Below are 25,117 nucleotides of genomic sequence, written 5' to 3' on the forward strand. Positions count from 1 at the left end.
GGGGTATCCGGACATGTAGCAGGGTGTCCGGATACTGAGATTTGGAGGCTGGGCGGTCATCGCTTAAACTATGGCCTTCGTCACGCCTGATGAGCGGGCGAAATGTCCATGTCTAGTCTTGACGTGGGGCCGCTGACGAGCGATGCTGCGGAGCAACTGTGATGCATACTGCGGCGGTCGGCTTGCCAGCGGTGTAGCCCTCGGCTACACTGCCCCTTTGCGCTGCCCTCTGATTATCCACAACCTGCGAGACCGTCGAGAGTCCTTCTTGCACGGCTTTGGGACGTGGGTCATCTGGCGTGCGCGTCGTCAGTCCGCCGCGAGCCCTCGGAAGGACCACTCTTGGCAGCCTCGCGCAACGCCTCGACTACCGCAACCGGTCCGAACCGCGTTTCTTTTGCGCGAATCAAGGAGCCTCTGGGTGTCCCGGACCTCCTCGCGCTGCAAACCGAGTCCTTTGACTGGTTGCTCGGTAACGAGAGGTGGAAGGCCCGGGTCGATGCGGCCCAGCAGGCCGGTCGTAAGGATGTCCCGACTCAGTCGGGACTTGAGGAGATCTTCGAAGAGATAAGTCCCATCGAAGACTTCTCCGGCACCATGTCCCTCTCGTTCCGGGATCACCGGTTCGAGCCGCCGAAGTACTCCGTTGAGGAGTGCAAAGACAAGGACATGACCTTCTCCGCCCCGATGTTCGTCACGGCGGAGTTCATCAACAACTCCACGGGGGAGATCAAGAGCCAGACGGTGTTCATGGGGGACTTCCCGCTCATGACGCCGCGCGGCACTTTCATCATCAACGGCACCGAGCGTGTCGTCGTCTCGCAGCTCGTCCGCTCGTCCGGCGTCTACTTCGACCGGGCCCTGGACAAGACGTCCGACAAGGACATCTTCGGCTGCAAGGTGATCCCCTCCCGGGGTGCATGGCTCGAGTTCGAGGTCGACAAGCGTGACAATGTCGGCGTCCGGATCGACCGCAAGCGCAAGCAGAGCGTCACCGTTCTGCTCAAGGCGCTCGGCTGGAACGACGCCCGCATCCTTGAGCGCTGGGGCGACTACGAGTCGATGCGCATCACCCTGGAGAAGGACCACACGACGGGGCAGGATGACGCCCTCCTCGACATCTACCGCAAGCTGCGTCCGGGCGAGCCTCCGACCAAGGAGTCCGCGCAGACGCTGCTTGAGAACCTCTATTTCAACCCGAAGCGCTACGACCTCGCGAAGGTCGGCCGCTACAAGGTCAACAAGAAGCTCGGAGTCGACCTCGAGCTCACGCAGGGCACGCTGACCGAGGACGACATCGTCACGACCATCGACTACCTCGTCCGGCTGCACGCCGGCGAGGAGGAGATGACCGCCCCGGCGGGGCGCGACGTGCCCGTCGAGACCGACGACATCGACCACTTCGGCAACCGCCGCATCCGTTCGGTCGGCGAGCTCATCCAGAACCAGGTCCGCCTGGGCCTGGCCCGCATGGAGCGCGTCGTCCGCGAGCGCATGACCACGCAGGACGTCGAGGCCATCACGCCGCAGACCCTGATCAACATTCGCCCGGTCGTGGCGTCGATCAAGGAGTTCTTCGGCACCTCGCAGCTGTCGCAGTTCATGGACCAGACCAACCCGCTCGCGGGCCTGACGCACAAGCGGCGTCTCAACGCCCTCGGCCCGGGTGGTCTGTCCCGTGAGCGCGCCGGCATGGAGGTCCGTGACGTCCACCCGTCGCACTACGGCCGCATGTGCCCGATCGAGACGCCTGAAGGCCCGAACATCGGCCTGATCGGCTCGCTGAGCTCGTACGGCCGGGTCAACTCCTTCGGCTTCATCGAGACGCCGTACCGCAAGGTCGTCGACGGCCGGGTCACCGAGCAGATCGACTACCTCACCGCGGACGAGGAGGACCGGCACGTCGTCGCCCAGGCCAACACGCCGATCGACGACGACGGCAACTTCCAGGAGAACCGCGTTCTGGTCCGCCGGAAGGGCGGCGAGATCGAGTTCATCCCGCCGGCCGACGTCGACTACATGGACGTCTCGCCGCGCCAGATGGTGTCGGTCGCGACGGCCATGATCCCGTTCCTCGAGCACGACGACGCGAACCGCGCGCTCATGGGCTCCAACATGCAGCGCCAGTCGGTGCCACTGCTCCGCAGTGAGGCACCGCTGGTGGGCACCGGCATGGAGTACCGCGCGGCCACCGACGCCGGCGACGTCATCGCGGCTGAGAAGCCCGGTGTCGTCGAGGAGGTCTCGGCCGACTACATCACGGTGATGAACGACGACGGCACGCGCACGACCTACCGTGTCGCCAAGTTCAAGCGCTCCAACCAGGGTACGTGCTTCAACCAGAAGCCCATCGTGAACGAGGGCCAGCGGGTCGAGGTCGGCACGGTCGTCGCCGACGGCCCGTGCACCGACAACGGTGAGATGGCGCTCGGCAAGAACCTCCTGGTCGCGTTCATGCCCTGGGAGGGCCACAACTACGAAGACGCGATCATCCTGTCGCAGCGTCTGGTGCAGGACGACGTCCTCTCCTCGATCCACATCGAGGAGCACGAGGTCGACGCCCGTGACACCAAGCTGGGTCCGGAGGAGATCACCCGGGACATCCCGAACGTCTCCGAAGAGGTCCTGTCCGACCTGGACGAGCGCGGCATCATCCGCATCGGCGCCGAGGTCACCACGGGCGACATCCTGGTCGGCAAGGTCACGCCCAAGGGCGAGACCGAGCTGACCCCGGAGGAGCGCCTCCTGCGCGCGATCTTCGGCGAGAAGGCCCGTGAGGTCCGCGACACCTCGCTGAAGGTTCCGCACGGTGAGTCCGGCAAGGTCATCGGTGTCCGCGTGTTCAGCCGCGAAGAGGGCGACGAGCTCCCTCCGGGCGTGAACGAGCTGGTCCGCGTCTACGTGGCCCAGAAGCGCAAGATCACCGACGGCGACAAGCTGGCGGGACGCCACGGCAACAAGGGCGTCATCTCCAAGGTGCTGCCGGTCGAGGACATGCCCTTCCTTGAGGACGGCACCCCGGTCGACATCGTCCTCAACCCGCTCGGTGTGCCCGGCCGAATGAACGTCGGCCAGGTCCTGGAGACCCACCTCGGGTGGGTGGCCAGCCGTGGCTGGAAGGTCGACGGGGACGACGCCGAGTGGAAGCGCCAGCTCAAGGCCATCGGGGCGGACAGTGCCGATCCGGGCACCAACGTCGCCACGCCGGTGTTCGACGGCGCCCGCGAGGAAGAGATCACCGAGCTGCTCGACAGCACCATGCCGAACCGTGACGGCGAGCGCATGGTGCAGAAGACCGGCAAGGCACGGATGTTCGACGGCCGTACCGGTGAGCCCTTCAAGGACCCGATCGCGGTCGGCTACATCTACATTCTGAAGCTGCTCCACCTGGTCGACGACAAGATCCATGCCCGTTCGACCGGCCCGTACTCCATGATCACCCAGCAACCGCTCGGCGGTAAGGCCCAGTTCGGTGGCCAGCGCTTCGGTGAGATGGAGGTCTGGGCGCTGGAGGCGTACGGCGCCGCCTATGCCCTCCAGGAGCTGCTCACCATCAAGTCCGATGACGTTCTTGGCCGCGTGAAGGTCTACGAGGCCATCGTCAAGGGCGAGAACATCCCTGAGCCGGGCATCCCTGAGTCCTTCAAGGTGCTGATCAAGGAGATGCAGTCGCTGTGCCTCAACGTCGAGGTGTTGTCCAGCGACGGCATGTCCATCGAGATGCGTGACACCGACGAGGACGTCTTCCGCGCAGCGGAGGAGCTCGGCATCGACCTGTCCCGGCGTGAGCCGAGCAGTGTCGAAGAGGTCTAGCGAGCGGACGACCGGGCCGGCGCGCGAGCGCCCGGCCCGGCGGCCGCGACCTGGGAACGGCATACGACAGCAGGGGACTGGTTAACAAAGTGCTCGACGTCAACTTCTTCGACGAGCTGCGGATCGGCCTGGCGACGGCAGACGACATCCGGCAGTGGTCACACGGCGAGGTTAAGAAGCCAGAGACCATCAACTACCGGACGCTCAAGCCTGAGAAGGACGGACTCTTCTGCGAGAAGATCTTCGGTCCGACCCGCGACTGGGAATGCTATTGCGGTAAGTACAAGCGCGTCCGCTTCAAGGGCATCATCTGTGAGCGCTGTGGCGTCGAGGTGACCCGCGCCAAGGTGCGTCGTGAGCGGATGGGCCACATTGAGCTGGCCGCGCCGGTCACGCACATTTGGTACTTCAAGGGCGTGCCCAGCCGTCTGGGATACCTCCTGGACCTGGCGCCCAAGGACCTCGAAAAGATCATCTATTTCGCGGCCTACATGATCACCTGGGTCGACACCGACTCGCGTGAGCGCGACCTGCCTTCGCTCGAGGCGAAGATCTCCGTTGAGCGGCAGCAGATCGAGCAGCGGCGCGACGCCGAGATCGAGGCCCGGCAGAAGAAGCTTGAGCAGGACCTTGCCGAGCTGGAGGCCGCGGGTGCGAAGGGCGACCAGCGCCGCAAGGTGCGTGAGGCCGCCGAGCGCGAGCTCAAGCAGATCCGCGACCGCGCCCAGCGTGAGCTGGACCGTCTCGACGAGGTGTGGAACCGCTTCCGCAACCTCAAGGTTCAAGACCTTGAGGGCGACGAGCTGCTCTACCGCGAGATGCGCGACCGCTTCGGCCGTTACTTCGAGGGCGGCATGGGCGCCGCCGCGATCCAGCGGCGCCTGCAGAACTTCGACCTCGACGAGGAGGCCGAGCGGCTGCGGGAGATCATCCGCAGCGGCAAGGGCCAGAAGAAGGCCCGCGCGCTCAAGCGCCTCAAGGTCGTCTCCGCGTTCCTCAACACCCGCAACAGCCCGCAGGGCATGGTGCTGGACTGCATTCCGGTCATCCCGCCGGACCTGCGCCCGATGGTGCAGCTCGACGGTGGCCGGTTCGCCACGAGCGACCTCAACGACCTGTACCGCCGGGTCATCAACCGGAACAACCGGCTGAAGAGGCTGCTCGACCTCGGCGCGCCCGAGATCATCGTCAACAACGAGAAGCGGATGCTGCAGGAGGCCGTCGACGCGCTGTTCGACAACGGCCGCCGCGGCCGGCCCGTCACCGGGCCCGGCAACCGTCCGCTCAAGTCGCTGTCCGACATGCTCAAGGGCAAGCAGGGCCGGTTCCGTCAGAACCTGCTGGGCAAGCGCGTCGACTACTCCGGCCGTTCGGTCATCGTCGTCGGCCCGCAGCTCCGCCTCCACCAGTGCGGCCTGCCCAAGCAGATGGCGCTGGAGCTGTTCAAGCCCTTCGTCATGAAGCGGCTGGTCGACCTCAACCACGCCCAGAACATCAAGAGCGCCAAGCGCATGGTCGAGCGGGCCCGCCCGGCCGTGTGGGACGTGCTCGAAGAGGTCATCACCGAGCACCCGGTGCTGCTCAACCGGGCGCCGACGCTGCACCGCCTGGGCATCCAGGCCTTCGAGCCGCAGCTCGTCGAGGGCAAGGCCATCCAGATCCACCCGCTCGTCTGCACCGCGTTCAACGCGGACTTCGACGGTGACCAGATGGCCGTGCACCTCCCGCTGTCGGCCGAGGCCCAGGCCGAGGCGCGCATCCTGATGCTCTCGACCAACAACATCCTCAAGCCCTCGGACGGCAAGCCGGTCACGATGCCGACCCAGGACATGGTCATCGGCCTGTTCTGGCTGACCACGGAGAAGGAGAACGCGGACGGCGAAGCCCGCGCGTTCAGCAGCCTCTCCGAGGCGATCATGGCCTACGACCGGGGCGAGCTGGACCTCCAGGCCAAGGTCCAGGTCCGGGTCAAGGACGTCCCGCCGCCGCGCGGCTGGGTCGCGCCGGAGGGGTACGAGGAGGGTCAGCCGTACCGCCTCGAGACCACGCTCGGCCGCCTGCTGTTCAACGAGGCACTGCCCGCCGACTACCCGTTCGTCAACTACGAGGTCGGCAAGAAGCAGCTCTCGGTGATCGTCAACGAGCTGGCCGAGACATACCCGAAGGTCGACGTCGCCAACGCGCTCGACGCGCTGAAGGACACCGGCTTCCGGTGGGCGACCCGGTCCGGTGTGACCATCGCCATCGACGACGTCATCGCCCCGCCGAACAAGGCGGAGATCATGACCACGTACGAGCGGCGCGCCGACAAGGTGCAGCGTGAGTACGACCGCGGTCTGATCACCGACGACGAGCGTCGTCAGGAGCTCATCGAGATCTGGACCCACGCGACGGCCGACGTCGCGAAGGACATGGAGGCGGCCTTCCCCGCCACCAACCCGATCTGGATGATGATCAACTCCGGCGCCCGTGGTAACCCGCTGCAGCTCCGGCAGATCGCCGGTATGCGTGGTCTGGTCTCCAACCCCAAGGGTGAGACCATCCCGCGGCCGATCAAGTCGTCCTTCCGCGAGGGCCTGTCCGTGGTCGAGTACTTCATCGCCACGCACGGTGCCCGTAAGGGTCTGGCCGACACCGCTCTGCGTACCGCCGACTCGGGCTACCTCACCCGTCGTCTGGTCGACGTCGCGCAGGACGTCATCGTTCGTGAGGACGACTGCGGCACCGAGCGCACGATCAAGTTCGCGATCGCGACCAAGGGGTCCGACGGCTCCCTGATCAAGGTGGCGAACTCCGAGAACAGCCTCGTCGGACGTAACCTCGCCGATGACTTCGTGGTCGATGGCTCGCTCATCTACCCGGCCGGCACCGACCTCACCGATATCGTCCTCAACCGCCTCATCGAGGCGGGCGTCGCCGAGGTCCGCACCCGGAGCGCGCTGGTCTGCGAGTCCAAGATCGGCGTCTGCGCGATGTGCTACGGCCGTTCGCTGGCCACCGGCAAGCTCGTGGACGTCGGCGAGGCGGTCGGCATCATCGCCGCCCAGTCGATCGGCGAGCCCGGCACCCAGCTGACGATGCGTACCTTTCACACCGGTGGTGTGGCCGGTATCGACATCACGCACGGTCTGCCGCGTGTCCAGGAGCTGTTCGAGGCGCGCATCCCCAAGGGTGTCGCCCCGATCAGCGAGATGGCCGGCCGGATCCGCATCGACGAGACCGAGAAGACCCGCAAGATCGTGGTCATCCCGGACGACGGTGGCGAGGAGATCGCCTACCCGGTGCCGATGCGGTCGCGGCTGCGGGTCAAGGACGAGGACCGGGTCTATGTCGGTCAGCAGCTCATCGAGGGTGCCATCAACCCGCACGAGGTGCTGCGCATCCTCGGCCCGCGCGCGGTCCAGCTGCACCTGGTCGACCAGGTGCAGGAGGTCTACCGGTCCCAGGGCGTGTCGATCCACGACAAGCACATCGAGATCATCGTTCGGCAGATGCTGAAGCGGGTCCAGGTGCTGGAGTCCGGTGACACCGACATGCTGCCCGGTGTCGAGCTGATCGAGCGGCCGCGGTTCGAGGAACTCAACCGTGCCGTGGTCTCCGAGGGAGGCCAGCCCGCGGTCGGCCGTCCGCAGCTCATGGGCATCACGAAGGCGTCGCTGGCCACCGAGTCGTGGCTGTCGGCGGCCTCCTTCCAGGAGACGACGAGGGTCCTGACGGACGCGGCGATCCACGCCAAGTCCGACCCCCTGGTCGGCCTGAAGGAGAACGTCATCATCGGAAAGCTCATCCCGGCCGGTACGGGCATGCCCCAGTACCGCAACATCCGGGTCGAGCCGACCGAGGAAGCGAAGGCGGCCGTCTACTCGGTCGGTTCCTACGACGAGGGCGCCGAGTACGCCTTCGGCCAGGGCTCCGGCGAGGCAGTGCCGCTGGAGGAGTACGACTTCGGCCAGTACAACCGCTAGGCGGTAGTCGCGGGCGCCACCTGCGATCGCCATTGATTCACGCAGCTCAGAGGCCGCTCCCGATGTGATCGGGAGCGGCCTCTGAACTTTCAGGAGTCCGGCGGTCGCGAGTACGGGTCCCACCGTTCAATCACCGCGCCGCACCCACTCCACGCCACGATCGTGGGCACGACGTCTGACCCCCGAAGTCACGAGCCGATGAAGGGGGGGCCAGGAGCGCCTTCGCCACCGCTGAGCACACCTGACGGCAGCGTCTGCGGATGCTGTCGAACAGTTGCTGGAGCACATGCAGGCCGCTCCGGCGCGCATGCTCGATGTGAGGTGCGGGCAGGGGACCCAGGCGCTTCCCTGCTGGTGCGCAACGCGGACGCGTTGGCCATGCATCCGAGTCTGAAGGGTGACTGGGAAGGCGTGCGGGAGGCGGTCAGCGAGACGGCGTACACGAACCGGGCGGGTGTCGAAGCCAGCGCCGACCGGATATCCGACTCTTCCTTTCCCTAAAGACGGTCCAGTCCTGGGGCACGTGCAACCCGGCTGGCAGGTTCTTCGCGCCGATCAGGTGCGCGCTGCGCAGGTTCGCGTTGCTCAGGTCCGCGCCCTCTATGTCCGCTCCGCGCAGGTCCGTGCTGATCACGTGAGCGCCGCCCAGGTGAGCGCCGCACAGGTCCGCGCCGCGCAGGTCTGTGCCACTCAGGTCCGCGCCGCCCAGATTGGTGCCGATCAGGTGAGTGCCGCCCAGGTCCGCGCCACCCAGATACGCGACGAGCAGGTTGGCGTTGCTCAGGTTGGCGTTGCTCAGGTTCGCGTCGCTCAGGTTCGCGTTGCGGAGGTCTGCGTCGCGCAGGTCCGCGCTGACCAGGTTCACGTTGCGCAGGTCCGCGTTGCGCAGGTCCGCGTTGCGCAGGTCTGCGTAGCGCAGGTCCGCATCATGCAGGTCCGCGTAGCGCAGGACCACACCCTGCAGGTTTGCGCCGTGCAGGACCAGACCGGCCAGGCGGGCGCCGGTCAATTGCCGGCCGCTGAGGTCTAGCCGGCGGCGTTCGGGGCGGTGTGGGCGGCTAGCGAGGGCGGTGAGGGCAGCCTGTACGTCGGTTGCGGGTCGGTCGGGCAGGGGCGGATCGTGTGGCCACAGGCGGCTGGGCTGAGCAGTTGGGGTTCGGTGGCAGATGAACGCCTCCAGCACTTCCACCACGTCGTTGTGGTGCGGTCGGGAGTCATCGGCGACGTGCGCGAGGGTGTAAATGCCGCCCAGGCGTGCGTCGATGCCGGATGACGAAAGCCGCTCCAAGGCTTTGGTGAATCGGTCGGTGACCTGTCCGCGGTGCGACAGCCGGTACGTGCGGGCGGTGTAGAGGAGGCCGACCGCCACCACCACCGCGCCGGCGACCGAGACCACCAGCACCCGTACGTCGTGCCGGTCACCCGAACCATGAGCATGCGCCCAGTCCGGTGCCTGTCATAACGCCAGCGCGTACGCTCCGGCCGCGGTCATCAACCCGAGCGCGGTCAGCCCGACCAGCGCTCCCCGTGCCACCGGGTGGGCCGACAGGTACGACACCTCACGCTGTGCCCGAACTAATCGTCTTTGCACCCTCCGAAGTAAATGCCACCGCACCACCGCCGCACCATCGAAACGATGAGTTCGCCGAGATCACGGCTCGTGAACACGGCACCTTGGTCGTCCCTCGGCTTCGGGTGCGGCGGCACTGGGTGAGCCCGATGTTGACGGCCAGAAGGGGGCTCCTGAACGTTTTACGCTGAGTGGTCTCGTGTTCGGCCGCCCGACCGGACAGCGGCGACGCTGACACAGTCGCCTTGGCTGAGTGACGAGCTTCCCCAGACCACACCGTCGGAATCGGTTGTCGTTCTCAGCCGGTGGACCTCGCGATTGTTGCCGGGCGGGAGCTCGGTCTGCTCCCGTACCTGGGGTGTGGCCACCGCCAGGCTGGATCCTCCGATCTCCGCCGGCGTTCCTACGCTACGACGCCTCGTCCCGAGGGCGTCCGCCAGGTCTGACGATGTGATCCGGGCGCTGTCCTCGCCGGCCGTGTGCAGGTCCGCGGCGACGGTTTGAAGAATGCCGTGCTGCATCTTCCGCCGGTGAGCCGGCACCGACCCCAGGTCCGCGGGCAGCGGCTCGTGGTCGAACCCGATGATGACTCCCGCCTGCGCCAGCAGGTCGTCTTTGTCCGGCAATGGGGCAAGAACCCTGCGGGCTCCTTCCACCCATTCGGGGAACTCGTCGAAGGCGAACAGGCTCCGCTCGGGGACGGCGCCGGAGAGAAGCGCCGTCACAGCCTCGATCGCGTGGCGGGCATCCGGATCGGCGTCGAGTACCAGCTCTACGCGAGTACGAAGCCTGGACAACGCGTCGACCGCTTCGGTCATGGCCTCCTCGGCGGCCGGGTCCTCACGACCCACGGCGTCGAGGCCCAGCAGAACGGCCGTCACGTCGGCTGCGGGGAACAGCTCGGGTTCAGCGTGCCGCAGGTTCCAGACGGGCTTCAGGCTTTCCAGGCGCCTGTGGAGCTCGTCGAAGGCCGCCGCCTCCGCGTCGATCTCGGGATCGCTGAGCAGGCGGACCGCGCGCAGCAGCCGTGCGGTACGCCGCTGGTTGGGCGCGTTGTACCGCTCGTGTTTCTCCCGGGCACGGCCCGCCCGGTCCGCGAGCATTCCGCTGAGCGGCTCGATGACGTCCGGAACCTGGCTGATGCCGATCGGGTACGGGCCCCACCCCCGGAACTCCACGACGGCCTGACCACCGTTGGCCGTCATGAAGTGGGTGAAGATTCCGAGCCCTTCATTCTGGTCAATGATTTTTCCCGGTTCGGCGAGAAGAGCGTTTTCCAGATAATCCGCGATAATGGCCGCCGGGCGTGACGTGGCAAGTGTCAATCCGAACAAGTTGTTCTTGTGTAGACCATTTCCCGCGTTCTCAAGGGCTTGTACGAAGTCCGGAGAGCCGGCCAAGAAAAAGTCCTGCAGAGTATCGGCGATGGCCTGCGCATTCTCTTCGAGGAAGATTTGGGCACCCTTAGGCAGAGTCCCCCGCAATGCGGTGAACGCCGTACGAGAAGCGGCCAGCACCCAGTTCTTCACATAGTTGTCCGCGACGTGCTTCATGAAGCCGGCGGCGATATGGGGATACACCAGCGCCATGAAGCCGCGGACGGCCGCCACCGACTCCATCTCATCGAGGACGTCGACGGCCAGCGCGGGAACCGGCGTGCCGACGACCCGGCCCGCGTACCTTCTGGCGATCTCCGTGCCGAACTCCAGGCCCTGGGCCAAGAACCGGGCCGCGTTCGTACCCGGCCGGCCGTTCGCCAGGACGTCCTGGAGCGTGCCGTAAAGCTCCGCCGGAGCGATGTCGGCGGTGTACTGCGCGAAAAGCGCGAGTTCTTCACCTGGCCCGGCGAAGAAGGGAAGAACGTCGACCTTGACGTCACCCGGGTCGTGAAGATGGTGAACCCATCCGTCTTCCGTCAGCCAGTGATCGATCGCAACCGGCCCGTCTTTCGCCTTCTCGGCCAGTAGGTGAATGGCCGAGCTGACCGACTGGGTGAGCTGCTGGATCGTCCACTGCTTGTTCTCGCCCGGCACCGCTCCCGGCCGGGTGACGAATTCTATGATGGGCGTATGGAACAAGGTCTCCTTCAGTTGCTTACCAGAGGCTTCGAACGATGCCCTGGTGAGGTGATAGGTGCCCTCTGTGTCCACCCAGAATTTGCGGTGGTCGACCACGAGCTTGTAGCCCAACCGTTCGTTGTCGGCCAGAACCGCCCTGTACGGCAGTTTCTCCTTGCTCGCCGTCAACCTGATGACGGTCTCGAACTCCGCTCCCAGCGCACCGCCGGGCACGACGGCCGGTCCTCCGGTCATGAGCTGCTGGGCGACCGCCTCCGCGACGTTCGGCATCACGTCGCGGCGCTTCCAGTCGGGCAGGCGGTAGTACGCCGCCACGATCCGCCGGTGGTCGAACCGCCGTGCTCGCCGGCCGTAGTCCCGGGTGAGCGCATGATCGACCAGGTGCGTCATGTTCCCTGCCCACCGGGAGGGCGCGGACGCGGCCACGGCACTCAGCAAGGACCTCGCGAACTCCTCGGCGCTCTCCGCCCCCGGCTCGCCGCCGCGGGCCAGCCGCGCCGCCACCAGGATCCGGACGACGTCGATGTCGGAGACACGCTCGCCGAGATCCCGCGCGGAAGGCCGATGACCGCTCAACGTCCGGACGATCGTCCCGGCCCGGTCCATGGCGGCCTCGTACCGGTCCGAGGACTCCTTCCCCAGCGTCACCCGCGCCTTGTGAAGCGCTGTCTCACTGATGCCGCCGGCGGGAAGAGCCCGGCCACCAGGCCTGGTCCGGTGCCCGACAGCGGCGCGAGGCACCGTGACAAGGAGGGCCTGCACACATGCGGAGTCCGTCCCCGTCCCGCTCCGGCTCGACGTACGCCATCGGGAGGTGTCCACCATGCTCCCCTTATCCCGGCGCTCTAGGCCGACGCACGCCGCTGACCACGATAGAGCGAGGAAATGGTACGAGACGGACGTCAAGGCGCGCCGTCACCGGTCCGTTCGACCGGCGGCGCAGGCGGGCGAAGAGCCCCCGCCCGAGCGATCACGTTTCAGGGACGGCCGTCGAGCTGGAAGTGCCAGATGATCGCGATGGGCGAGCCGTCGAGAGCGGCGGCCGCCGCGGCGGGGCACCAGTCCATGACGTCCCAGGAGCCCTGCGCGGGAAGGGAGTCCGGGGCGGGCGCGTCAGGGGTGACGGTCCTCGGCGGGCGGCGGGGTTCTTCGCAGTGGCGGACCTGAAAGCCGGCAGGGAGGGCGGCCGCGAGGTAGTCCGCGGCCGGGTGACCGTGGCTGGTCCAGATCGCGGGGCCGTCCGGACCCGGGCGGGCGCTGATCGGGCTGAGGTAGGTCGCGATCAGGTGTGAGTCGGAGATGACCAGGTGTCCACCGGGGCGCAGGACGCGGGCGAACTCGGCCAGCACCGGTGTCAGGTCGGGTACGTGCGTCAGCGCGAGCGCGCAGACGACGGTGTCGACCGCGTCATCGGGAAGAGGAAGCCGGTGCAGGTCCGCCTGGCGGAGATCGACCTCGGGCAGGCGCCGGCGGGCCTGGGCGAGCATCTCGGCGGAGCCGTCGCAGCCGATCACACGGTGACCGAGCTCGTTCAGACGGGCCGCGTGCCGGCCGGTCCCGCACGCGGCGTCGAGGGCGGTGCCGACCGGCAGGCCGTCCAGGATGCGCCAGACGATGGGCTGCTCGATGTCGATGAGCTGGTTGCCGTCCGCGTCGTAGTGCGGCGCCCACGACCGGTACACCTCGGCCGTACTGATCGCGCCCGGCGTGGCCGTGACGCCCTCCGTCTGCGTCAGGACCGGGGTGTCGAGCAGCGCGCGGATCTCGGCGATACGCGCCTCGACGAACGCCCGGTCGGCGCGTCCCTCCTTGAGCCCGCGCAGCAGTGCGGCGCCCTCCAGCCCCAGGAGATATCCCAGTGGACTCAGATACGTCATGAGCGCTGTGAGACCTTCCCCGTCGCCGACGATGGAGCCGCACGACACGACCGCCGAAGGTGGTAATCGCCACACTCGCCGCTCACAGGCCCCTACGGAGAGCGGTCCGCCGCCACGTCCAGGGCAGATTGATTTGCTCTAAGCCCGGTCATCACGGCAGGCTGGGGCGAAGGGTATACCGGCGGAAAATACCACCGGCTGGTGTTCGATGACAGACTCGGAGGTCCCCCATATGCGCCACGCACCTTCGAGTGAAGTTATGCACTGCCGACGGCGCGCCGTCGGCGGCATCGGCGCTGAAGGAGCCCGACGATGACCGAGCAGAACGGCAGCCAGGGATCGCACTGGCCGTTGCCGGACGAGCAAGGTTCGTCCGAACCGTCCCCCACGTCCGAAGCGTCCGACCGTACCAGGGAAGAGGCGTCGGCAGGCCAGGAGACGGCTCCGGGCGCGTCGTCGCAGGAGCCGGAGGCCGCGGACATCCCGCCGGACGCACTGCAGTCCGGCCGTACGGTGGTGTTCGGCGCGCACCGCCGGCCGAACAAACCCACCCCGACCTCCGACCCCGGCACTCCCGTCGCGGGCGCACCGACGTCCCCTTCGGAGCCGGAGTCGGCACCGCCGCCGTACGGGCAGCAGCCGCCGGGCTATCCCGCCCCCGGCAGCCCGCCGCCGTACGGCACGCCGGGTGAGCAGCCTCCGGCGTACGGCCAGCAGCCCTACGGCCAGCAGCCGGGCCCGCCCCCGTACGGTCAGCAGCCTTATGGCCAGCCCGGTCAGCAGCCGGGGTACGGCCAGCAGCCCTACGAGCAGCAGGCGCCCTACGGCCAGCAGCCGTACGGTCAGCAGCCCTCGTACGGCACGCCGTCCGAGCAGTCTCCGCCGCCCTACGGCCAGCAGCCCGGCGGCCCGCCTTCCTACCCGCAATCGGGCGAGGCACCGTCGTACGGACAGCCTCCCGAGCCCTCAGCGGGGTCTCCGTCCTACGGACAGGACGCCTACTCCCAGCAGCAGCCGGGCCAGCCGCCGTACGGCCGGCAGCCGTCCTACGGAGACCCGGCGTCCCCGTACGGCCAGCAGCCCTACAACCAGCAGCCGGGTCAGCAGCCCGGTTACCCGCAGCAGTCCTACGGCGAGCCGGGCCCGTACGGCCAGCCGGGCTACGCCGCGCCACAGTACGGCGCGGCACCGTCCTACGGTCAGCCGGGCGGGCCTGCGTACGGCGAGACCCCGCCGGCCGAGGAGGACGCCGCCGAGCGCACCACGTTCGCGCCGCCGCCGCCCGGCGAGGCTTCCAAGGACGACGGGCTCCCGCCCGCGACGACCGCCTTCCCGACGGGCGGCCACGACGCCACCGACCAGCAGCCGCCGTCATTCGGCTCCCGGCCGGGCGGCGATGACTCCCAGCCGCTCCCGACCATGCTCGACGCCTCGCTGCCGCAGGGCCCGCCGACCGGTGAATACGCCAAGCCGGCCGACTCCCCGTACGGCGCCTCGCCCGTCGAGGACGTCGTGCCGGGATTCGGCCCGCCGCAGGACGACGCGCCGCGCGAGGGCGAGCCGGGAGGCGCGGAGCGGACCGTGCTCGTGCCGCCGCCCGACGAGCCCGGGTCCGGCGGTCCGGGGCGGTACGACGAACCGGTCGCCCCGCAGCGTCCGGAAGGCGGCCTGACGGGTGGTGAGACGACCTCGTTCGAGCAGGCGTCGTCGCCGATCTCGCCGGCCGAGCCCGCATCACCGTACGAGTCGTCGTCCTCCTACGAGCCCTCCGCGCCGTACGAGCCCGCTTCGCCCTACGACTCCTCCTCGCCGTACGCGGTGCCGCCGTCCGGCGCCGAGCAGTCGCCGTACTCCTCGCAGCCGGGCGCCGACCCGGGCCAGCAGGCCTGGGCGCCGCCGAGCGGCGAGCAGGGCGGCTACCCGGCGTACGGCCAGCCCGGCCAGCCCGGCCAGCCCGGCCAGCCCGGCCAGCCCGGCCAGCCCGGCCAGCCCGGCCAGGCGAGTCAGCCGGGCCAGGCCGGCCAGTCGGGCCCGCAGCAGGTCCAGCCGGGCCAGGACGCCGGGCAGCAGGGCCAGCAGGGCCAGCAGGGTTACGGTCAGCAGCAGGGTTACGGCCAGGGCTACGGCCAGCAGGGTCAGGCCTACGGTCAGCAGCAGGGCTACGGCCAGCAGGCGTACGGCCAGGGTCAGGAAGGCCAGGCCCAGCAGGGCTACGGCCAGCAGGCGTACGGGCAACAGGCCTACGGGCAGCAGGGCCAGCAGGCCCCGGGCTACGGTCAGCAGGGTTATGGCCAGCAGCCGTCGCCCTACGGTCAGCAGCAGCCCTACGGCCAGGAGCACGGCGGCCAGGCCGGTTACCCCGGTTACGGCCAGAGCCCGGCCGAAGGCGGCGACTCGAAGCAGAAGCTGTGGATCGCCCTCGGCGCCGGCGCGGTGGTGCTGGTCATCCTGTTCATCATTCTCTTCCTGGCGCTGTGAGCACCGGCGGCTGAGACGCGGGCGCGCCTGCTTCCCAACCGAGAACGACTAGGACAGAATGCCGACGGAACAAACCGTCGGCATTCTGTCGTTGTACACCTAGCATCGCCGCGCCACGCCGATGTGGTACAGCCCTTGTTTTGACCCATGCGCGGGTGTTGGGTAGTCTCTCCCTTCGTGCCCGCGGTTCGCGGGTTCAACGTGCGTGCACACCGATCTCGGTGCCTCGCCCTCAGGGTGACCGGCCTGAAGTCAGCGTGCGGCGCGGATTCGACTCCCTGAGTTCACCTGGCCCTTCTGGGCTGAGTGCAGGCGGGTGTGTGCGACACGCCCGACCTCGGGGGTCGGAGACAGAAGCAAAACGGCAGGTCATGGCCGCTAGTAGGTCGTGATCGGCTGACCGCGCGAACACGCGGTAGACCCAGCAATGGCTTAACGGCTTGGTACGAGGAAGACGGAGACGCGGTGCCCACGATCCAGCAGCTGGTCCGCAAGGGCCGCCAGGACAAGGTGACCAAGAACAAGACGCCGGCGCTCAAAGGAAGCCCGCAGCGCCGCGGCGTCTGCACGCGCGTCTACACGACGACGCCTAAGAAGCCGAACTCCGCGCTTCGGAAGGTCGCCCGTGTTCGGCTGACGAGCGGCATCGAGGTCACGGCCTACATTCCCGGCGTCGGACACAACCTGCAGGAGCACTCGATCGTGCTCGTGCGCGGCGGCCGTGTGAAGGACCTTCCGGGTGTTCGGTACAAGATCATCCGGGGGTCTCTGGACACCCAGGGTGTCCGGAACCGGAAGCAGGCCCGCAGCCGCTACGGCGCGAAGAAGGAGAAGAGCTGAGATGCCTCGCAAGGGCCCCGCAGGTAAGCGCCAGCTGATCGCTGACCCGGTGTACAACTCGCCGCTGGTCACCTCGCTGGTCAACAAGGTCCTGCTCGACGGCAAGCGGTCGATCGCTCAGAGCATCGTGTACGACGCCCTCGAGGGGTGCCGTGAGAAGAGCGGTAACGACCCGGTCGTGACGCTCAAGCGCGCACTCGACAACGTCAAGCCGACCCTTGAGGTCCGCAGCCGGCGAGTCGGCGGCGCCACCTACCAGGTGCCCGTCGAGGTTCGTCCGGCGCGCAGCACCACCCTCGCGCTCCGCTGGCTCGTGCTGTACGCGCGGCAGCGGCGTGAGAAGACCATGACCGAGCGGCTGATGAACGAGCTGCTCGACGCGAGCAACGGCCTCGGCGCGAGTGTTAAGAAGCGCGAGGACACGCACAAGATGGCGGAGTCCAACAAGGCCTTCGCTCACTACCGCTGGTAACCCAGCACCAGTTTCTAGACACGAGGACGCGAGAAGTGGCTACTCAGACCGGCGTAGACCTGGCCAAGGTCCGGAACATCGGGATCATGGCCCATATCGACGCGGGCAAGACCACCACGACCGAGCGGATCCTGTACTACACCGGTGTCAATTACAAGATCGGTGAAGTCCATGAGGGCGCGGCCACCATGGACTGGATGGAACAGGAGCAGGAGCGCGGCATCACGATCACGTCGGCCGCGACCACCGTCCACTGGGAGGTCGATGAGGTCGATCACACGATCAACATCATCGACACGCCCGGTCACGTGGACTTCACCGTCGAGGTGGAGCGCAACCTGCGCGTGCTGGACGGTGCGGTGGCGGTGTTCGACGGCGTCGCCGGAGTCGAACCGCAGTCGGAGACGGTGTGGCGTCAGGCCGACCGTTACAACGTGCCGCGGATGTGCTTCGTCAACAAGCTCGACCGCGTCGGCGCGGAGTTCCACCGCTGCGTCGACATGATCGTGGATCGCCTCAACGCCACTCCGCTGGTGCTGCAGATCCCGATCGGCGCCGAGGCCGACTTCAAGGGCGTCATCGACCTGGTCCGCATGAAGGCCCTGGTGTGGAGCGCCGAGGCGGCCAAGGGCGAGATGTACGACGTTCTCGATATCCCCGACACGCACGCCGACGCGGCCCGCGAGTGGCACGACAAGCTGGTCGAGACGCTGGCCGAGGCCGACGACGACATCATGGAGCTGTACCTCGAGGGCAACGAGCCCACGGTGGAGCAGCTGGTCCCGGCCATTCGCCGGGCCACGATCGCCGGCAAGCTCACCCCGGTCACCTGTGGCACCGCCTTCAAGAACAAGGGCGTGCAGCCGCTGCTCGACGCGATCGTCAACTACCTTCCCTCGCCGCTCGACATCGAGTCCATCAAGGGCCACGACTACCGCGACGAAGAGAAGGTCATCGAGCGCAGGCCGAGCGAGGACGAGCCGTTCGCGGCTCTGGCGTTCAAGATCATGAGCGACCCGCACCTCGGCAAGCTGACCTTCATCCGCGTCTACTCCGGCGTGCTCGAGGCCGGCACCTCGGTCCTGAACAGCGTGAAGGACCGCAAGGAGCGCATCGGCAAGATCTACCGGATGCACGCGAACAAGCGCGAGGAGATCGCTCGCGTGGGCGCGGGCGACATCGTCGCGGTGATGGGGCTGAAGCAGACCACCACCGGCGAGACGCTGTGCGACGACAAGAACCCGGTGATCCTGGAGTCGATGAACTTCCCGGCGCCGGTCATCAACGTCGCCATCGAGCCGAAGACCAAGGTCGACCAGCAGAAGCTGGGCACCGCGATCCAGCGGCTCGCCGAGGAGGACCCGTCCTTCCAGGTGCGGACCGACGAGGAGACCGGCCAGACCATCATCTCCGGCATGGGCGAACTGCACCTCGAGGTGCTGGTCGACCGCATGAAGCGAGAGTTCAAGGTCGAGGCCAACGTCGGCCGGCCGCAGGTCGCCTACCGCGAGACCATCCGCCGCAAGGTGGAGAAGGTCGAGTACACGCACAAGAAGCAGACCGGCGGCTCCGGCCAGTTCGGTCGCGTCATCATCGACATCGAGCCGCTTGGCGGCGGCAGCGACGGCTACGAGTTCGAGAACAAGGTCACCGGTGGCCGCATCCCGCGGGAGTACATCCCGTCGGTGGACGCGGGCTGCCAGGAGGCGGCCGAGTTCGGCGTGCTCGCCGGATACCCGCTGGTCGGTGTCAAGGTCACTCTTCAGGACGGCGCCTACCACGACGTCGACTCCTCCGAGCTGGCCTTCAAGATCGCCGGTTCCATGGCGTTCAAGGAGGCGGCCCGCAAGGCCGATCCCGCGCTGCTGGAGCCGATGATGGCCGTCGAGGTCACCACGCCCGAGGACTACATGGGTGACGTCATCGGCGACCTGAACGGCCGTCGTGGCCAGATTCAGGAGATGGGCGAGCGTCACGGGGTCAAGGTCATCAAGTCGACCGTGCCGCTCTCGGAGATGTTCGGATACGTCGGTGACCTGCGGAGTAAGACCCAAGGACGCGCCGTCTTCACCATGCAGTTCGATTCCTACGCCGAGGTTCCGGGGAACGTCGCGCAGGAGATCATCGCCAAGGCTCGCGGCGAATAACACCGCCGCGACGCAAGACCAAAATTTCTGAAGCAACAAACCGGTCGCCCAGACGGCCGAGGATCGCGACAAGGAGACACCGGTGGCCAAGGCCAAGTTCGAGCGGACGAAGCCGCACGTAAACATCGGCACCATTGGGCACATCGACCACGGTAAGACGACCCTTACCGCGGCGATTACCAAGGTGCTCCACGACAAGCACCCTGACCTGAACCCCTTCACGCCTTTCGACGAGATCGACAAGGCTCCGGAGGAGCGCGAGCGGGGTATCACGATCTCGATCGCTCACGTCGAGTACCAGACGGAGAAGCGTCACTACGCTCACGTCGACTGCCCGGGCCACGCCGACTACATCAAGAACATGATCACCGGCGCTGCCCAGATGGACGGTGCGATCCTGGTCGTGGCGGCGACCGATGGTCCGATGCCGCAGACCAAGGAGCACGTGCTCCTGGCGCGTCAGGTCGGCGTCCCGTACATCGTCGTGGCCCTCAACAAGGCCGACATGGTCGACGACGAGGAGATCCTCGAGCTCGTCGAGCTGGAGGTCCGCGAGCTGCTCTCGGAGTATGAGTTCCCGGGTGACGACGTCCCCGTGGTCCGCGTCTCCGCGCTCAAGGCGCTCGAGGGCGACGCCGAGTGGGGCGAGAAGATCGTCGAGCTCATGGACGCCTGCGACGAGAACGTCCCGGAGCCGGTCCGTGAGACGGACAAGCCGTTCCTGATGCCGATCGAGGACGTCTTCTCGATCACCGGTCGCGGCACGGTCGTCACCGGCCGCATCGAGCGTGGTGTCGTCAACGTCAACGAGACGGTCGACATCATCGGCATCCAGGAGAAGGCCACCACGACCACCGTCACCGGTGTCGAGATGTTCCGCAAGCTGCTCGACCAGGGCCAGGCGGGCGACAACGTCGGCCTGCTCCTGCGCGGCATCAAGCGTGAGGACGTCGAGCGCGGTCAGTGTGTCATCAAGCCGGGCACCAACACCCCGCACACCGAGTTCGAGGCGCAGGTCTACATCCTGTCCAAGGACGAGGGTGGCCGGCACACGCCGTTCTTCAACAACTACCGCCCGCAGTTCTACTTCCGCACCACGGACGTCACCGGCGTCGTGCACCTCCCCGAGGGCACGGAGATGGTCATGCCGGGCGACAACACCGAGATGCGGGTGGAGCTCATCCAGCCCATCGCGATGGAGGACGGCCTCAAGTTCGCGATTCGCGAGGGTGGCCGGACCGTCGGTGCTGGTCGAGTAATCAAGATCATCAAGTAGTACGACGGCGCGGCGGTCGGAGCTCCCGGAAACGGGCCCGGCCGCCGCACCACGACTCCCGACTTACGGGATCTCCGCGGAGACGCGAAAGCGGCTCACACGGGGTGTAATCCAGCGGCACTAGGAAGCAAAGGACACCGAGGCCACCATGGCGGGACAGAAGATCCGCATCCGGCTCAAGGCCTACGACCACGAGGTCATCGACACTTCGGCGCGAAAGATCGTCGAAACGGTGACGCGCACGGGCGCCAAGGTCGCCGGCCCGGTGCCGCTGCCGACCGAGAAGAACGTGTACTGCGTCATCCGCTCGCCGCACAAGTACAAGGACAGCCGCGAGCACTTCGAGATGCGCACGCACAAGCGCCTGATCGACATCATCGATCCGACGCCCAAGACGGTCGACTCGCTCATGCGGCTTGACCTTCCGGCCGGTGTCGACATCGAGATCAAGCTCTAAGGGCATCCAGAGATGAGCAAGCAGAGAAAGGGCGTTCTGGGCGAGAAGCTCGGTATGACCCAGGTCTTCGACGATGAGGGCCGGATCGTTCCGGTAACCGTCGTCCAAGCTGGGCCGTGCGTCGTCACCCGGGTCCGTACGCCTGACGCCGACGGCTACTCAGCCGTCCAGCTCGGTTACGGCCAGATCGACCCGCGCAAGGTCAACAAGCCCGTCGCAGGGCACTACGAGAAGGCCGGCGTCACGCCGCGCCGTCACCTCGTCGAGCTGCGCACCGACGACGCCGCCGAGTACGAGCTCGGGCAGGAGATCACCGTTGAGGTGTTCGAGGCCGGGCAGCGTATCGACGTCACAGGACGCAGTAAGGGCAAGGGCACCGCGGGTGTCATGAAGCGCCACGGGTTCAAGGGCCTGGGCGCCTCGCACGGCACCCAGCGCAAGCACCGTTCGCCCGGTTCGATCGGTGGCTGCGCCACGCCGGGCCGTGTGTTCAAGGGCCTGCGCATGGCCGGCCGGCACGGCAACACGCGTACGACCGTGCAGAACCTCACCGTGCACGCCATCGACGCGGACAAGGGGCTGCTCCTGATCAAGGGCGCCGTTCCCGGTCCGAACGGTGGCCTGATCCTGGTGCGCAGCGCCGCGAAGGGGGCGAAGTAAGTGACCAGCAAGCTCGACATCGAGCTCGCCCCGGAGATCTTCGACGCCAAGGTCAACGTGCCGCTGATCCACCAGGTCGTCGTCGCACAGCTCGCCGCGGCGCGGCAGGGCTCGCACAAGACGAAGACCCGTGGTGAGGTCTCCGGCGGTGGCAAGAAGCCGTACCGGCAGAAGGGCACCGGCCGGGCCCGTCAGGGTTCGACGCGCGCCCCGCAGTTCGCCGGCGGTGGCACGGTGCACGGCCCGCAGCCGCGCTCCTACGTCCAGAAGACGCCCAAGAAGATGAAGGCCGCCGCACTGCGCGGCGCGCTGTCGGACCGGGCTCGCTATGGCCGGGTGCACGTGGTCTCGGGGCTGGTCGAGGGCGACACGCCCAAGACCAAGGACGCCGTCACCGCGCTGCGGTCCATCACCGAGGCCGAGAAGATCCTCTTGGTCCTCGATCGCGAGGACGACCTGACCTGGCTGAGCATCCGCAACGTGGCCGAGGTCCACGTGCTGATGGCCGACCAGCTCAACACCTACGACGTGCTCTGCAACGACGAGATCGTCTTCACCGAGCAGGCGTACGAGGCCTTCGTGAACCACGCCAGTGGGAAGGAGAAGGCCAAGTGAGCAGGATCGTCGACCCGCGCGACATTCTCGTCGCGCCCGTGATCTCTGAGAAGAGCTACGGGCTGCTCGACGAGAACAAGTACACGTTCGAGGTTCGCCCGGGCGCCAACAAGACCCAGATCCGGCAGGCCGTCGAGTCTGTGTTCGGGGTCAAGGTGACCGGCGTCAACACCATCAACCGGCAGGGCAAGCGCAAGCGCACCCGGTTCGGTTATGGCAAGCGCAAGGACACCAAGCGGGCCATCGTCAGCCTGGCCGAGGGTGAGCGGATCGACATCTTCGGAGGCCCGGTCTCATGACCTCGTCCTCCGTGGCGTGCCGCTCTCGTGAGGGAGCGCAGGTGCGCGACCTCCGGACGCCGGGCACCGCGGAGGGCCGGTCCGGATCGGCAGATTTTCCGAAGACAGACAAGGGATGAACGAAAAAGATGGGCATCCGTAAGTACAAGCCGACGACCCCCGGTCGCCGCGGCTCGAGTGTGGCCGACTTCGTCGAGGTCACTCGTGCCGAGCCGGAGAAGTCGCTGGTGCGTCCGCTTCCCAAGAAGGGTGGCCGGAACGTACACGGCCACATCACCACGCGGCACCAGGGCGGCGGCCACAAGCGGGCGTATCGAGTGATCGACTTCCGGCGCGCCGACAAGGACGGCGTGCCGGCGAAGGTCGCGCACATCGAGTACGACCCCAACCGCACCGCGCGGATCGCGCTGCTGCACTACGCCGACGGGGAGAAGCGCTACATCCTCTGCCCGACCGGTGTGAAGCAGGGCGACCGCGTCGAGAACGGTCCGACCGCCGACATCAAGCCGGGCAACTGCCTGCCGCTGCGCAACATCCCGACCGGTACGGTCGTGCATGCCATCGAGCTGCGGCCCGGCGGCGGCGCCAAGCTGGCCCGCTCGGCCGGCTCCGGCGCTCAGCTGCTGGCCAAGGAGGGCAAGTACGCCACGCTGCGTATGCCCTCGGGCGAGATGCGGATGGTCGACCTGCGCTGCCGCGCGACGGTGGGCGAGGTCGGCAACTCCGAGCAGTCGAACATCAACTGGGGCAAGGCCGGCCGCATGCGGTGGAAGGGCAAGCGCCCGACCGTCCGCGGCGTCGCGATGAACCCGATCGACCACCCGCACGGTGGTGGTGAGGGCAAGACCTCCGGTGGTCGCCACCCCTCCAGCCCGTGGGGCCAGCCAGAGGGTCGCACCCGGAAGGCCAACAAGCCGTCCGACCGGCTCATCGTCCGACGTCGTAGCAAGAAGAAGCGGTAGGAGCCGATCGATGCCACGTAGCCTTAAGAAGGGTCCTTTCGTCGACGACCACCTGATCAAGAAGGTGGACACGCAGAACGAGAAGGGCACCAAAAACGTCATCAAGACGTGGTCGCGGCGCTCCATGATCGTGCCGGACATGCTCGGTCACACGATCGCCGTGCACGACGGCCGCAAGCACGTCCCGGTGTTCGTCACCGAGGCGATGATCGGCCACAAACTTGGCGAGTTCGCCCCGACGCGGACGTTCAAAGGCCACATCAAGGACGACCGCCGCAGTCGGCGCGGCTGAACCGACTTAAAGGGAGAGGCGCCGAGCGAGCGGAGTGGACGGCGGAGGAACGTAGCCGTCCGCGAAGCGAGTGAGAAGCCGATCCCGGAAATTAAGTATCGAGAGCGAGGAAACAGCGATGGAAGCCAGGGCCCAGGCGCGGTACGCCCGCGTCACGCCCAGAAAGGCCCGCCGCGTGGTGGACCTCATCCGCGGTATGCAGGCCGCGGAGGCTCAGGCGGTGCTGCGGTTCGCCCCTCAGGCTGCGAGCGAGCCGGTGTACAAGGTGCTCTCGAGCGCCATCGCCAACGCCGAGCACAACGACAAGCTCGACGCCGACACGCTCTGGGTGAGCCGGGCGTGGGTCGATGAGGGACCGACGCTCAAGCGCTACCGCCCGCGTTCGATGGGCCGTGCGTACCGCATCAACAAGCGCACGAGCCACATCACGGTCGTGGTCGAGTCACGGTCCGAGGGCAACAAGGCCACCACCAGCAAGAATGGTGCCAAGAACGCCAGCGGCCGCAATAAGACGAGGAGGACCCGATAGTGGGGCAGAAGGTAAACCCGCACGGGTTCCGACTGGGCATCACCACCGACTTCAAGAGCCGGTGGTACGCCGACAAGCTGTACAAGGACTACGTCAAGGAAGACGTGTCGATTCGCCGGATGCTGACCCGCGGCATGGACCGCGCGGGCATCTCCAAGGTCGAGATCGAGCGCACCCGTGACCGCGTCCGCGTCGACATCCACACCGCGCGTCCCGGCATCGTGATCGGCCGTCGTGGCGCCGAGGCCGACCGCATCCGCGGCGACCTCGAGAAGCTGACCGGCAAGCAGGTCCAGCTGAACATCCTCGAGGTCAAGAACCCGGAGATCGACGCGCAGCTCGTCGCGCAGGGCGTTGCTGAGCAGCTGTCCAGCCGAGTCGCGTTCCGCCGTGCCATGCGTAAGGCGATCCAGAGCGCCATGAAGTCCGGCGCCAAGGGGATCAAGGTGCAGTGCGGCGGCCGCCTCGGCGGCGCCGAGATGTCGCGCTCGGAGTTCTACCGCGAGGGCCAGGTGCCCCTGCACACGCTGCGCGCCGACATCGACTACGGCTTCTACGAGGCCCGTACGACCTTCGGCCGCATCGGTGTGAAGGTCTGGATCTACAAGGGTGAGGCGCCGACGAGCCGCGCCGAGCGCGAGGCGCAGGCCGCCAAGGAGCGCGCTGCCGGTGGCGGCGGTCGCCGCGAGCGGCCGCAGCGCCGCGGCGGCGGCGGCCGCCGGCGGGGGGAGGTGGGACGCGGCCCCCCCGCCCCCCGCGCGGGACACCCCCCCCGGGCCCCCCCCCC

At 67.5% G+C, this 25,117-nt stretch carries 18 protein-coding genes; 15 read left to right on the forward strand and 3 right to left on the reverse strand.

What is annotated here, in order from left to right; genetic code table 11:
* Positions 1-342 precede the first annotated feature (342 nt).
* Both rpoB and QWU11_RS43680 read left to right on the forward strand, forming a co-directional pair.
* The gene (rpoB, locus tag QWU11_RS43675) at positions 343-3,813 is read left to right on the forward strand and encodes a DNA-directed RNA polymerase subunit beta (RefSeq protein ID WP_290120489.1); all 3,471 of its coding nucleotides are present in this window, start codon (positions 343-345) and stop codon (positions 3,811-3,813) included.
* A gap of 89 nt (positions 3,814-3,902) precedes the next feature.
* Positions 3,903-7,778 (forward strand): DNA-directed RNA polymerase subunit beta', encoded by a 3,876-nt coding sequence (locus tag QWU11_RS43680; protein WP_290120490.1) that lies wholly within the window; start codon positions 3,903-3,905, stop codon positions 7,776-7,778.
* 424 nt (positions 7,779-8,202) lie between these two features.
* On the opposite strand, the gene QWU11_RS43685 is transcribed toward QWU11_RS43680, so the two are convergent.
* From QWU11_RS43685 to QWU11_RS43695, 3 genes are all read right to left on the reverse strand, one after another.
* A complete protein-coding gene (locus QWU11_RS43685) occupies positions 8,203-9,180 on the reverse strand; it encodes a pentapeptide repeat-containing protein (protein WP_290120491.1) in 978 nt (325 codons plus the stop codon).
* A 350-nt stretch (positions 9,181-9,530) separates the two neighbouring features.
* A complete protein-coding gene (locus tag QWU11_RS43690; RefSeq protein ID WP_290120492.1) occupies positions 9,531-12,074 on the reverse strand; it encodes a hypothetical protein in 2,544 nt (847 codons plus the stop codon).
* A gap of 329 nt (positions 12,075-12,403) precedes the next feature.
* Positions 12,404-13,303 carry a class I SAM-dependent methyltransferase gene (locus tag QWU11_RS43695; RefSeq protein ID WP_290120493.1) on the reverse strand — a complete coding sequence of 300 codons (900 nt, stop codon included), beginning with the start codon at positions 13,301-13,303 and terminating at the stop codon, positions 12,404-12,406.
* Between the two features lie 312 nt (positions 13,304-13,615).
* Here QWU11_RS43695 and QWU11_RS43700 point away from each other — a divergent pair, with 312 nt between their 5' ends.
* From QWU11_RS43700 to rpsC, 13 genes are all read left to right on the forward strand, one after another.
* Positions 13,616-15,781, forward strand: coding sequence for a hypothetical protein (locus QWU11_RS43700; RefSeq protein ID WP_290120494.1), 2,166 nt, complete (start codon positions 13,616-13,618; stop codon positions 15,779-15,781).
* A gap of 465 nt (positions 15,782-16,246) precedes the next feature.
* Positions 16,247-16,621 (forward strand): 30S ribosomal protein S12, encoded by a 375-nt coding sequence (gene rpsL, locus QWU11_RS43705; protein WP_019632621.1) that lies wholly within the window; start codon positions 16,247-16,249, stop codon positions 16,619-16,621.
* A 1-nt stretch (position 16,622) separates the two neighbouring features.
* Entirely contained in the window at positions 16,623-17,093 is a 471-nt protein-coding gene (gene rpsG, locus QWU11_RS43710; protein ID WP_290120495.1) for a 30S ribosomal protein S7, read from the forward strand.
* 35 nt (positions 17,094-17,128) lie between these two features.
* Positions 17,129-19,240, forward strand: a complete 2,112-nt coding sequence (fusA, locus tag QWU11_RS43715) for an elongation factor G (protein WP_290120496.1) — start codon at positions 17,129-17,131, stop codon at positions 19,238-19,240.
* An 82-nt stretch (positions 19,241-19,322) separates the two neighbouring features.
* Positions 19,323-20,516 (forward strand): elongation factor Tu, encoded by a 1,194-nt coding sequence (gene tuf, locus QWU11_RS43720; protein ID WP_290120497.1) that lies wholly within the window; start codon positions 19,323-19,325, stop codon positions 20,514-20,516.
* A 148-nt stretch (positions 20,517-20,664) separates the two neighbouring features.
* Positions 20,665-20,973, forward strand: coding sequence for a 30S ribosomal protein S10 (gene rpsJ, locus QWU11_RS43725; protein ID WP_141956729.1), 309 nt, complete (start codon positions 20,665-20,667; stop codon positions 20,971-20,973).
* A 12-nt stretch (positions 20,974-20,985) separates the two neighbouring features.
* Positions 20,986-21,633, forward strand: a complete 648-nt coding sequence (gene rplC, locus QWU11_RS43730) for a 50S ribosomal protein L3 (RefSeq protein WP_290120498.1) — start codon at positions 20,986-20,988, stop codon at positions 21,631-21,633.
* Positions 21,634-22,248, forward strand: coding sequence for a 50S ribosomal protein L4 (gene rplD / locus QWU11_RS43735; RefSeq protein WP_290120499.1), 615 nt, complete (start codon positions 21,634-21,636; stop codon positions 22,246-22,248).
* On the forward strand, positions 22,245-22,547 hold the full coding sequence (gene rplW / locus QWU11_RS43740; RefSeq protein ID WP_290120500.1) for a 50S ribosomal protein L23: 303 nt from the start codon (positions 22,245-22,247) through the stop codon (positions 22,545-22,547). The genes rplD and rplW overlap by 4 nt, the downstream gene beginning before the upstream one ends.
* 128 nt (positions 22,548-22,675) lie before the next feature.
* Positions 22,676-23,509, forward strand: a complete 834-nt coding sequence (rplB, locus tag QWU11_RS43745; RefSeq protein ID WP_290120501.1) for a 50S ribosomal protein L2 — start codon at positions 22,676-22,678, stop codon at positions 23,507-23,509.
* Positions 23,510-23,519: 10 nt separating this feature from the next.
* Complete coding sequence (rpsS, locus tag QWU11_RS43750; protein ID WP_290120502.1) at positions 23,520-23,801, forward strand: 30S ribosomal protein S19; 282 nt, start codon at positions 23,520-23,522, stop codon at positions 23,799-23,801.
* A gap of 118 nt (positions 23,802-23,919) precedes the next feature.
* Positions 23,920-24,330: a 50S ribosomal protein L22 gene (rplV, locus tag QWU11_RS43755; protein ID WP_290120503.1), complete on the forward strand. Its 411-nt coding sequence runs from the start codon at positions 23,920-23,922 to the stop codon at positions 24,328-24,330.
* The coding region (rpsC, locus tag QWU11_RS43760; protein ID WP_290120504.1) for a 30S ribosomal protein S3 at positions 24,330-25,117 on the forward strand (788 nt) is incomplete at its 3' end. The genes rplV and rpsC, both read left to right, overlap by 1 nt.

This window comes from Actinomadura sp. DC4 (genome assembly GCF_030406325.1).
GTDB lineage: Bacteria > Actinomycetota > Actinomycetes > Streptosporangiales > Streptosporangiaceae > Actinoallomurus.